Genomic DNA, 12073 nt, shown 5'->3' on the forward strand with positions numbered 1-12073 from the left:
GATTTCCGCACGACAACATTACTAATTGTAATCCTAGCAGTTAAATACCAGAAAACACCAAAAACTAAAACATAACCTATTGATTGTAGCGGCACATGATATAGCATTGATAATCAATGATCATCCAAGACAATATCAATTCGGTTGCAATAATGAATACTTCTTATACGTTAGTGAATAAGGCAACAGAGAAAAACTGGCAACAGCTGTGCCAAATATCATCGATAGACCAGCAACCTGAACAGATAAAACAACAAATTCAACTGTTGCTTGGCCTGAGTGATTTCATTGCTGATTCGTTACTATCTGATGTAAATAATCTCTTACCTTTAATAAACGTTTTAGAAAATCCTACGCAGCCATTTGAATACACTAAATGGTTGAGTGCGAAGTTAGAAAGCGTCACGAGCGAGGCTGAATTATTGAATTGTTTGCGGGTTTTTCGCAAGCAGCAAATGCTCGCTATTGCCGCATTAGATTTATTAAATCTACAAACTATTGAATATTCATTATCGTTAACCTCTGAATTAGCTGACACTTTAATTAACGGTGCATATTCTTGGTTATATACTAACTTTTGTGAACGATATGGGACGCCAATGGGCGAGTTTGGCCCCCAACCGCTTCTAATTTTAGGCATGGGAAAACTAGGTGGTAAAGAACTTAATTACTCTTCTGATATTGACTTGATCTTTTGTTACCCAAGCAAAGGGGAAATTGAAAACGGCAAAAAAACCCTAGAACATCAACAATTCTTTAGTCGGCTTGCACAACGCCTAATCCACGCTCTGAATCACACAAATTATCAGGGACAAGTATTTAGAGTGGATATGCGATTGCGTCCCCTAGGTGAAAGCGGCCCGTTAGTGATGCATATGGCCGCTTTTGAAGACTATTACCAAGAGCAAGGTCGCGAATGGGAACGCTACGCTATGGTTAAAGCGCGCATACTGAACGATTCTTCCCCATATGCCGAAGAACTGTATGATGTACTCAAACCATTCGTTTACCGCCGTTATTTAGATTACAGTGCGATTGACTCATTGAGAGATATGAAGTCTCTTATAAATCAAGAAGTAAGACGGCGTGGACTCACCAATAACATTAAACTTGGTTCAGGCGGTATTCGTGAAGTAGAGTTTATCGCGCAAAGCTTTCAATTAATTAAAGGTGGTCGAGAGCGACAATTACAACACCCCAATTTAATCTATATTTTGAAGCAATTGACTGAGCTAGACTTGTTACCCGAAGAAGAATCTCAGCACTTAACCCAAAGCTATTTATTTTTACGCAAAGTAGAACATTGTTTACAGCAATTCGCAGATAAACAAACCCAGGTACTACCAGACAATCCATTAGACGAAGAACGTTTAAGTTTGGTTATGGAGTGTGATAATTATCAACAACTTAAGGAAATGCTAAACCAGCATTGCGAATGGATAAACCAACAATTTCAAATGCTCATTGGCGATAATCCCAATGAAACAGACGACGAAGAACTGACACATTTAAGCGGATTTTTAGATGCGTGGAAGCTGGATCTTTCTGTGGAGGAAATTACTGATTTATTTGATCATTTAGGTACGAATGAAACTGCTAGCTTGCTTGCAAAACACATCAAAGAGCTGAAAAGCCAAGTAGAAAAAAAACACCCTTCACAAAAAGCCCTTGTTGCACTCAACACACTCGTTCCTCAACTTTTAGCCAATATAGTGGCCTTAGATGAATCTAGTTTGGATGGCACAGAGTTATCTGTGCTACTTGAACGTATTACCTATATTTTACTAACCGTGTTAAGACGGACCACTTATTTGCAATTGCTGGTTGAAAACCAAGGTGCGCAGCAACAATTAGTAAGGCTATGCCATGCCAGTCCATGGATTGCGGAGCAAATTGCCAAATACCCTATTTTGTTAGATGAGTTACTCAATCCACAACTGTTGTATAACCCCACGAAATTGCAAGACTATCCAGACGAACTACGACAATCATTGTTGCGCGTCGAGCCTGATGATCTTGAGTTGCAAATGGAAACATTACGACAATTTAAACAAATCCAGCACTTAAAAGTCGCCGCTGCCGATGTAACTGGCGTTCTGCCGATTATGAAAGTCAGTGATCATCTTACCTATTTAGCTGAAGCAATTATTACAGAAGTCGTCAATATGGCTTGGGAACATATGAAACAAAAGTATGGTGTTCCACAGGGCTGTACAGAAGAAGATAAAAAATTTGCCGTTATCGGTTACGGAAAATTAGGTGGTATTGAACTAGGTTATGGTTCAGATTTGGATTTGGTATTCGTACACGAGTGCGATTCACAAAGTATAACCGATGGTACTAAGTCTATTGAAGCGAACCAGTTTTACACCAAGCTGGCTCAACGTATTATGCATTTGTTTATGACAAAAACGCCCTCTGGTCAACTTTACGAAATCGATATGCGCTTGCGTCCATCGGGAAATGCAGGACTCTTAGTATGTCACGTCAATGGATTTGAGCAGTACCAACAAGAGGAAGCCTGGACTTGGGAGCATCAAGCTTTAGTTAGGGCAAGAGTTGTATACGCTACGCCTATTTTTTCCAAGCACATAGAAACAATCAGGCGCAATATTTTATGCCGTCACCGTGAAGAAAATACGCTGCAACAAGACGTTTCTCAGATGCGGCATAAGATGCGCGAACACTTAAATAAAGGCGATAAAGACTGGTTAGACGTAAAACAAGATGCCGGCGCAATGGCAGATATCGAGTTTTTGGTCCAATTTTGGGTGTTAAATAATGCTAAATCATTACCTGAAATTGCAGATTGGTCTGATAATGTTCGTTTGCTAGAAAGCCTATGCAAAGCAAATTACATATCAGCAGCACACAAGCAACAATTGCTCGATGCTTATCTTGATTACCGAAATCGCTCACATAGATTAACTTTGTTGAAAAAAGATAATCTGGTAGATAAAAGCCAATACTCTGAGCACCAACATAATGTAAAGCAAATTTGGGATGCTACTTTTCAACAAGAGTAAAAAGTAGCATTAATTGTTAACTCTACTCGATTAGGGTGCAGTTTTCGCGAATATATTTACTGATTTCTTCAGTGACGATCATCGAACGTTGTTTTGGACAAATAAAAGCTTTTACTTCCCCTTCAAAACTACCATCAACAGCACTGGCAATTTGCGCCAGTGAACCTGTGATTGTATTGTCTAGTTGGAACTGATTTTTGATAATAAAGTCTTTGTCCAACTCCCATAAAACCTGCATCCCTTCTGATTGAGCATAATTTGTAATCGCTTCACGTAACGTGCTACCCGCTCTAAAACTACGATATTTATGCTCCCCTACCCAACGAGTAGAGATATTGCTTTGAATACTTTCCATGTTTTTTAGACGTTCGTCGAGCGGTTGTTTTGGAGGGTTGACCTGAATGACGAAGTCGCCAATATCGTCTTCAAAAGGTTTACTTGAAGACATACGATATGCCGCATAAAAATCTGTCATCCCTTGTGACACACTCTTCTGTTCAGGCTCACCTTCCGGTTTTGGGCCGGACACATTAAAGCTTTGTAAATTAAGTACAATCGCTGCAATAATAATCAGTGCTAAAGCCAAGCCAAGGTGCCTAGCCCAGAACAATACATTGGACGTTTTTTTGCTCATATTTCGAGACTCATTTTATATCTAATTGATTAATCATAAAGTGAAGGATATTCGTCATTTGGACGAGTTTTAAAGCGCTTGTGCATCCACAGATATTGTTCAGGCGCGACATTTATCATCTCTTCAATTTTTTGATTTACACGGGTTATATCTTTTTTATCGTCCCCAGACGGAAAATGATTAAGGCCCGGTAAAAACACCGCTTTATAACCACTCCTGGTGCGCACAGGAATTATGAATACAACTTCGCAGTTTGCATTTTTGGCAAACAACATTGTCCCTTTAGTAGATGCCACTTCATCTACAGCAAAAAAAGGAACAAATTCACTAAAACTGCGTCCATAATCTTGATCGGGCAAGTAAAAACACACTTCATTTTGATTCAATTCTTTGATCAACCCTTTCGCATTGCGTTTGTGGATCATGTACTTATTGGAGCGCGAACGTCCGCGATATTGCATATATTCCATCAGTGGGTTGTTATGCTTTCGATAAAATGCCACGGAAGGATATTTTAAACCGGCGATACGACATCCCAGTTCGAGGCTCATATTATGAATTGCTAGGCCTAATACGCCTTTGCCTTTGTCTAGAATGGCTTGGACATGCTCATAGCCTTCAATATCTGAATGGCGGCGCACTCGCCAATCAGGCCACCACCACCCCATGCCCGTTTCAAGAATAGCCATCCCAGCGTGTTCAATATTTTTATCTAATAACGATTGACGTTCAGCTTCACTTTTTTGAGGGAAGCACAGTTCCAAATTCCTTTTTGCAACGTTTATGCGCTTTTTTGCAAGAGTTCTCAATATAAAACTTAATCCCTTACCAATAAGCACCTGTACTTTATAAGGCAACCAAGAAATCGTATAGAGTAAGCCAATACTAAGCCATACCGGCCAATATTTAGGTAAAAAGAAAGACATTTGGAATGGTGGGGCGGAAACCCGAGCGTTTGACAAACGTGAACCTTTGCAATGAAAATTTGCCGTATTGTAAATAACAAACGCCTCAGTTTCCAATTATGTTGTAGATTTGCTAACAACGCTCCGGCTTAGTACTGCCTCACCAAGTTTTACGAAATTCCAAAAATGTTTGTCTATACTTGAAAGGAATATGGAAAAAACCAAAAGTCAGTTTGCAATCGTTAACTAAATGTAAAAAAATGGCGCTAGCTAAACGATTGATAGTATGGTGTTTCTCATCTACTTTAGGATAATAAAAACGTGACTAATAAAGTTAATTGGAACGAAGATGTTGCTGGAATGTTTTTTCAGCAAAGTTCCATCGCGATGATCTGGTGCACTACAGATGGTGAAGTATTAAACGTAAATGCAGCAGCTCGCCAATTATTTGATGTTGATTGCGCAACGATTGTTGGCGAATCAATATTACCCCTTTTCACATTTAAACAAAGCCAAGCGTTATTTAGCCGCTTTTTTAGCGGACGGGATTCAACAACATCAACTAATCAACATACTGCGCTTAACGATGGCAATCCTATTGCGATTGCTACACCGACATTTGCGATAAGTTATGTCACGGTTTTAATAGATGAGATACCTGTTAATAATACTCAAAGCCTATTAATTTCGTTTAGCCCAGCAAAAAAATTGTTCACTGCACAATCACTTAATAACAACTTATTGGCAAGATACGAAGTCGCTAAGCAATCAGGCATAGGTGTTTGGCAATATGAATTTACCTCGGAGAAGATTATTTGGGATGAGCAAATGTGTAGATTGTATGCTATTCCAGATGAGGAAATTCCAGTCAATCTAAAGGAGTGGTTTCAGTTTATCCATCCTGAAGATCGAGAAATGGCCATCAATGAGTTTCATCAAGCAAACAAATTAAACGATAAATATGAAGCCGAATATCGTATTTTAACAACTTCAAATAAAGAAAAGTATATTCGTTCATTCGGACAAGTTATCAGCACTGGGAAAAATCATTCACTTAAGTTTACCGGCATCAATATTGACTTAACAGATCAATACGAAGCGCAACAAAAGCTGAAAGAAAGCAAAGCTGAAAATGAATTTTTAGCTAACATTGTGCAAGAAAGTGACAACGCCATATTGATATTCAACCCAGATCTGACGATTAATTGGGTAAATCCTGCGTTTGAAAAAATCAGTGGTTATACATTGAAAGAATCAATTGGCAGATCCCCAGAAGAGTTTTTAGTTGGCCCTAAAACCGATACTTCAACGCTGGCCAAAATAAGAAGTGCCATCCGTAAATGTGAAACGTTCAGTTACGAATTGATTAATTACAATAAGCAAGGACTTCCTTTTTGGGTTCGGACCAATATAAAACCGGTTCTTCAGAACAATCAGGTTATTCATATCATTGGCGTGGCTATGGATATTACCAAGCGCAAACAACAGGAGCTTGAGCTTCGAAACTTTAGCAATTTGCAAGAAGCCATACTTAACAGTGCCAATCAAATAATTCTTTCTACCGATACTTCTGGACGAATTTTAACTTACAACAACTTCGCCGAAAAGCTGCTTAAATATGACCGAAATTCAGTGATTGGGAAGTTAAAACCGGACACATTCTTTGAGCCTGAAGCATTGCAGTTACATGCTCAAAAAATTAGTAAAAAAATGGGACGGACGATAACAATGGGTATGGAATCAATTACCTTTTCGGCTAGCCAAGGTGTCGCGGATGAATATGAAACTCAATTTAGAAATAAACATGGACAAACAATTCCCATTCAATTAACCGTCACAGCCATAATGAGCCCAGATAAAAATTTAGATGGTTTCCTATTTGTTGGGCGCGACATTTCAGAATTAAAGCGCATCGAAAATGAAAAAAATCGCAGTGCTTCATTATTAATGGCGACCGGAAAGGTCGCTAAACTTGGTGCTTGGGAATTCAATATAACATCTGGCACTTTATTTTGGTCAGATGAAGTCTATCGAATTCACGAATTACCTGTAGGCAGCAAAGTCGATGTTGAAAATGCAATCAATTTCTACTACCCCGAGCATCGACAGCAGGTGAAAGAAGCGCTCCAAAATGCCACAGAAAAAGGGATTCCGTTTGATTTTAAACTTCCGTTTAAAACCGCTAAAAATAATAAAATATGGGTTAAATCATTCGGGTTCGCAGAAAAAAACCATGATGGAGAAGTGTTACTGCGCGGCGCTTTTCAAGATATTACGGAATTAAAAGAGGCGGAAGAGCAAGCTAAGGTTGCCAGCCAGGCAAAAAGTGACTTTTTAGCCAATATGAGTCACGAAATACGCACTCCTATCAATGGCATAATCGGTATGAATGATTTGTTGTTAAATACACCTTTGTCTGAACAACAATTAAAATATGCAGAGTTAGCACAAAATAGTGGGCAAATATTGCTCGCCTTAATCAATGACATTCTCGACTTTTCAAAAATTGAAGCAGGTAAATTAGACATTGAGAATATCGAGTTTGACTTACATGAGATGTTACATTGTTTTGTCGAAAGTTTTTCCCTTCGTGCTGAAGAAAAACAGCTAGAACTCATTTTTTCAATGCAAGCAAAGGTACCCAAGTGGATCAAAGGCGATCCGGGTAGAATTAGGCAAATCCTAAGCAATTTAACCAGTAACGCAATCAAGTTTACCCAGCAAGGTGAAATCGTAATAAAAGTTAATCTTCTGGCGGACAACAAACTCATTTTTTGCGTTGTTGACTCTGGTATTGGTATTTCGGAAAACAAACAGAAACAATTATTTCAAAAATTCAGTCAATTAGATGCTTCAACAACTCGCAAGTTTGGTGGCACAGGTTTAGGATTATCAATCGCTAAAGAATTAGTCGAGCTAATGCACGGAGAAATAGGGGTAAATAGTGAGTGGAAGAAAGGGTCAGAATTTTGGTTTACTATTCAGTTTGATCCTGCCTCTGAACGAAAGAATAGCGGCAATCTAGACTACTCTTATGAAAATATCGCGAATCTACGCGTGTTAATTGTTGATGATAATAAAACCAATAGAGAAGTCTTGTGCTCGATTTTAGAATCTCAAAAAATTAATGTTGTGCAAGCTCAAAACTCCCCTGCCGCACTCAAATTATTGCGCCAGAATAGTGAAAACAAAAAACCAATCGACATCGCAATAATAGACGCTGATATGCCCGGAATAAATGGCACTGAGCTAGGTAAAGCGATCAAAAGTGATCAGCGATTTACAAAAATAAAAATGATACTCATGACGTCAACTGCCCAGCGAGGCGATGCTCAAAAGTTTCAAAGCATTGGGTTTGACGCGTATTTTAGCAAACCAATAAAAAATGATGATTTGTTGTCAGCGATTTCGGTAATTGCTAATCAAATTAATACAAGAACAGAAACTGCTTTCGAAATGATCACCAAACGTAACTCTATTCGTAAACCTCTTCAGATGCCGCGAGTATTATTAGTAGAAGATAACATCATTAATCAGGCTGTCGCCGATGAAATGTTAAAAAATCTAAACTGCCAAACCGAACTGGCAAATAATGGCTTAGAGGCACTCGAAAGATTAAATCAAACAGCAATTCCATTTGACATTGTTTTAATGGATTGTCAGATGCCGGTAATGGACGGCTATGAAGCTAGTCGGAAAATACGCGCCGCCCAAGATGTGAGGTTTGACCCTAACATTCCAATAGTTGCTTTAACCGCTAATGCCATGAAGGGTGATCAGGAGAAGTGTTTTGCCGCAGGAATGGATGGTTATTTAACGAAACCTATTGTTTTGGAAGAGTTGAAGGTGGGATTAAGCAAGTGGTTGCGAAACTAGCTGATTAGTAGCGTATAACTAATTTTTTAAGTATTTGAAATAAAAAAGGTGTGTCTAACAAATTAGACACACCTCGTAGAATTTTGAGAATCCCTCTCAGCTTTCCATCGCCATTAAACCATCCCGGTCAACATCCATATACGCCCCTTTCCATCTAATCTCGCTCATCCTTAAGTGAGTCACTTATCCTTAAGTGTGTTCCTTTCCATTTTTCCATTCATTAACTACACATCCTTGGTGTAGCAATTCTCATCCATAAGATTGTCCTAGTTCTTCCATACCAATCCGTGGGTTTGCATCCATTGCTAAAAGCTCATCATGAACTTTTACTTTCATCCAATGAAAGTGATCCTTTGGCTTTCCTTAAGTCTTCCTGACCCGTCGTATTTCCTTGTGACGAGACTAAAGATAAAGCAATTTACTTTTCGTTCCAGTACCCAAATGAAAGTATTTTTGTAAGCCATTAGACGAAAGTCGTATATCTGATTTTAAATCAATGTATTTCAATAGGTTATATATTTAGTAAGTATTACCCTAGGCGTTTATTCCGCTTAACACCTACGCCTCTGTAGGAAATATCTTACAAAATAAAAAGACAATGTCTCACGTTGACAGAACGGGTAAAAAACCGCTCTAAAAAAATTTAACCATCAATGGTGTTTAAAAGTGTCAGTAGAAGTAAACTAGGAGGGATTAATAGTTATGAAAAGCCATAAATATTAAAAGGTGATCATCAACTGATCACCGTTTCAAAAATCTAAATTTAGCAAAAAATGATATTTATGGCCGGGGTCTAAACATAATTTGACCATTTATGCGGGATACCTTCAACTCTTCAATATGCTCATATTTGCCATCAGAAAAGAAAGACAAACATTTAGGTAAAGTAACGTAAACCCCAACACCTTCGCTTGTTTCTTCTTCAACCACAATACTATCAATGGCACTCATTAAAACGTGTCCTAGTCCGCGATGTTGATGATCAGGGTGTACACCAATAAATGACAACATATGATATTTCTCATGTGGTATACGTTCTTTTACACGTTGCTCTTTTTCAACCATCTGTTTCATGCCCAAATACCCAGCGGTAAGCAACATTTTTAATCGCCAATGCCAAAAACGATTTGGCTGGAATTCACTATTTGGGCTAATCAAGCACGCTACCGCTAATAATCGCTCTTCTTCGAACAATCCAATCATAGGTTGTTTAGCAGCCCAGAACGCATTGAGTTCTTCCCTAATCGCGCTGCGCAGTCTCGATTCATATCCTTCTTTCTCAGATTCGAAAATATCTAAAAATAACGGATCATCATGGTATGCCTGATATAAAATCGAAGCGGCAATTTTTAAATCTTCAGCCGCAAGATAAACAGCTTTAATGTTAGCTAATGGATCGAGTGTTTGTGCAGTGCTTGACATAGATAGACTCACTTCGAATAAGAATTTTTACTTTACAGAAAAATTAACCACTTGTTAACAGTATATTAACCTGCTTGATAATTAAATTTATTAGAATTCATTCCACAGAGGTTGATTTATAGTATTTTTCACCCAAGCTTAACTATATAGACAACAATGTTTACGAATCTATCCTAGGAGAAGTTACATGCTAACTGAAAATTTAGAAATGAAAGATTTGTTTTTGCAATTGGGTTTAGCCAATGATGACGAGTCGATCGAAACCTTTATAAGTGAACACAAAGGTTTAGAGAAATCTGTAAAGTTGGAAGAAGCTCCTTTTTGGACTGAGTCTCAAGCAACCTTTATTCGCCAGTCTTTTTTCGAGGATGCTGAGTGGACAGAGCTAATCGATCAGCTCGATAACCGTCTCAGATAAGTTCAAGGGCTAGAAAACCTAGCCCTAAGTGATATCAGTGTATTGCAAAAACCATTAGATGTTTTTATATGCTGCGTCGCCCCAGCCAATCAAGATACCGTTTTTAAATACTAATGGCGTGCATTCGTCTTTGGTAGTTATTCCATCACCTTCACGACGTTGTGTACGATAAAATAAAACACTAATTTCATCGTTATTTTGTTGATGTAGTTCACTAAAATCAGGGGTTCCGAAACGACGTTTAATATCCTCAATTGCTGTATTTGATTCTAAAGTAGAAATCGCCTTTCTGTTTTTGCGTTCTTTTTGTTCCCAATCAGAATGGTGCGAATAGTCTCCTTCGCCGCCAACCGAGATAACACATCCAGACAACGTTAGGGGAAGAACAAGGGCAGCAGCAATTAGTGTTTTTTTCATTTTAAATTCCTTTATTTTCGATAACAGTAAGTTTACTGATACACCACAATACAAAAATAAGGCCAATTTTTAACTTATTGTTTTATATGAAAAATAAATAATGCACCTCGCTGCTAATACCGTTAATATGAGCACATTCGCTAATTATTAGTGTTTTTCATCATGTCTAATCAGTTTCAATACATAGCTTCACTTTGTGAAAAGATAAAGGCAAGCGGCAAATTGCCGAGCGTGGCACTTGTCAAAAAAGCCTCCAATCGCCCGTTACCCTTAAAAGATATTATCGAGGTACTCAAGCGCTGGCAGAGCGATCCCGAACAATTCTCCAAAGCAACATTGAGTGAACCAATTGCCGACAAACCTGACGACTTGCTTTCGCATATCAAGAACCTTGAACAACGAATCGTGGTTTTAGAAAGTCAGGTACAGAGTTTAAGCGACGCATTACGAAAAAAAGTGTAAACGTATAAAACCCTGTGTGGTGGCTTTAGCCCCGCGGGTTTGGCTGACAATTTTCATAGGCTGAAGCCCAGGCTACATTTTTAACCTGTAGGCGGTGGCTTTAGCCCTGCGGTTTTGACTAACAATTTTCATGGGCTTAAAGCCTATACTACATTTTTAACCTGTAGGCGGTGGCTTTAGTCCCGCGGTTTTGACGACCGAGCATTACGGCCAGGAACTCAGGCTATATGCGTGGTGATAATTGCTGAATAAACTCCTCTAACGATTCTGCTAAAGTTTCTTTTGGCTCTAACCCCACCTGCTCTAACATCACCTTTCCAGATTGGTTATGAACACTAACAATAAAATCATCTTCATCGGTAATGGCGAAAAATAAGGTTTCTTCTTGCCCTAGCCTTCTTTTCATCAAAACATGTGCTACGAGATTTTTTTGTAAACGTTCAAAATCCTCTTCGTTCCAAGGCATCAAAAGCTGTAGATTTCCACGCTCTGTATTCGCGTTTAGGTTATCACTCCAAAAACAGGTATAATATTGTTTGAGTTGCTCATCCATTTTAAGATCTAGGGCTTGTTCAAAATGTTCAAAGCTAGCTGGAGCAGTTTGTAGGATAGGTCGCCAATTAACCCATTCATCTTGTTCGCCATTTTGCTGATAACACGGTGACGGCCAATTTTTGTCATACTGAATAACTAACGGTTGCTGATTATTTTGATAATAATCGACATATTCTGAAACAAAACTTTGTAGTGCCGATACAATGCTCACAGACTACACTTCCTTTTATTAAAATTAACTGACGAGAAGCAACTAAGCCATGCGTCAATTGGGGTGATGAAAACATATTGCAATCTGTTTAAGGACAGATGCGAGAAATAAGCACTAATTGTATACTAATACCGCCCCGTAAAACGA

At 38.5% G+C, this 12073-nt stretch carries 9 protein-coding genes; 4 read left to right on the forward strand and 5 right to left on the reverse strand.

What is annotated here, in order from left to right:
• Positions 1-152: 152 nt before the first annotated feature.
• The gene (gene glnE, locus GLIP_RS03315; protein WP_052154920.1) at positions 153-3026 is read left to right on the forward strand and encodes a bifunctional [glutamate--ammonia ligase]-adenylyl-L-tyrosine phosphorylase/[glutamate--ammonia-ligase] adenylyltransferase; all 2874 of its coding nucleotides are present in this window, start codon (positions 153-155) and stop codon (positions 3024-3026) included.
• Positions 3027-3048: 22 nt separating this feature from the next.
• Here glnE and GLIP_RS03320 read toward each other — a convergent pair whose 3' ends face one another.
• The gene (locus GLIP_RS03320) at positions 3049-3660 is read right to left on the reverse strand and encodes a TcpQ domain-containing protein (protein ID WP_008843151.1); all 612 of its coding nucleotides are present in this window, start codon (positions 3658-3660) and stop codon (positions 3049-3051) included.
• A gap of 29 nt (positions 3661-3689) precedes the next feature.
• Entirely contained in the window at positions 3690-4622 is a 933-nt protein-coding gene (lpxL, locus tag GLIP_RS03325; RefSeq protein WP_040521776.1) for an LpxL/LpxP family Kdo(2)-lipid IV(A) lauroyl/palmitoleoyl acyltransferase, read from the reverse strand.
• A 264-nt stretch (positions 4623-4886) separates the two neighbouring features.
• Between lpxL and GLIP_RS03330 the strand changes: the two genes are divergently transcribed.
• Entirely contained in the window at positions 4887-8441 is a 3555-nt protein-coding gene (locus tag GLIP_RS03330) for a PAS domain-containing hybrid sensor histidine kinase/response regulator (RefSeq protein ID WP_008843153.1), read from the forward strand.
• A 780-nt stretch (positions 8442-9221) separates the two neighbouring features.
• Here the strand turns inward: GLIP_RS03330 and GLIP_RS03335 are convergent.
• A complete protein-coding gene (locus tag GLIP_RS03335; RefSeq protein ID WP_008843154.1) occupies positions 9222-9863 on the reverse strand; it encodes a GNAT family N-acetyltransferase in 642 nt (213 codons plus the stop codon).
• A gap of 187 nt (positions 9864-10050) precedes the next feature.
• Here GLIP_RS03335 and GLIP_RS03340 point away from each other — a divergent pair, with 187 nt between their 5' ends.
• Positions 10051-10281 (forward strand): DUF2789 family protein, encoded by a 231-nt coding sequence (locus tag GLIP_RS03340; RefSeq protein ID WP_008843155.1) that lies wholly within the window; start codon positions 10051-10053, stop codon positions 10279-10281.
• A gap of 54 nt (positions 10282-10335) precedes the next feature.
• Here GLIP_RS03340 and GLIP_RS03345 read toward each other — a convergent pair whose 3' ends face one another.
• Positions 10336-10698, reverse strand: a complete 363-nt coding sequence (locus GLIP_RS03345) for a DUF3192 domain-containing protein (protein WP_008843156.1) — start codon at positions 10696-10698, stop codon at positions 10336-10338.
• Between the two features lie 162 nt (positions 10699-10860).
• Between GLIP_RS03345 and GLIP_RS03350 the strand changes: the two genes are divergently transcribed.
• Positions 10861-11160, forward strand: a complete 300-nt coding sequence (locus GLIP_RS03350; protein ID WP_040521759.1) for a hypothetical protein — start codon at positions 10861-10863, stop codon at positions 11158-11160.
• A gap of 223 nt (positions 11161-11383) precedes the next feature.
• On the opposite strand, the gene syd is transcribed toward GLIP_RS03350, so the two are convergent.
• Positions 11384-11926, reverse strand: a complete 543-nt coding sequence (gene syd / locus GLIP_RS03355; RefSeq protein WP_008843158.1) for a SecY-interacting protein — start codon at positions 11924-11926, stop codon at positions 11384-11386.
• Positions 11927-12073 lie beyond the last annotated feature (147 nt).

This window comes from Aliiglaciecola lipolytica E3, assembly GCF_000314975.1.
Lineage (GTDB): Bacteria > Pseudomonadota > Gammaproteobacteria > Enterobacterales > Alteromonadaceae > Aliiglaciecola > Aliiglaciecola lipolytica.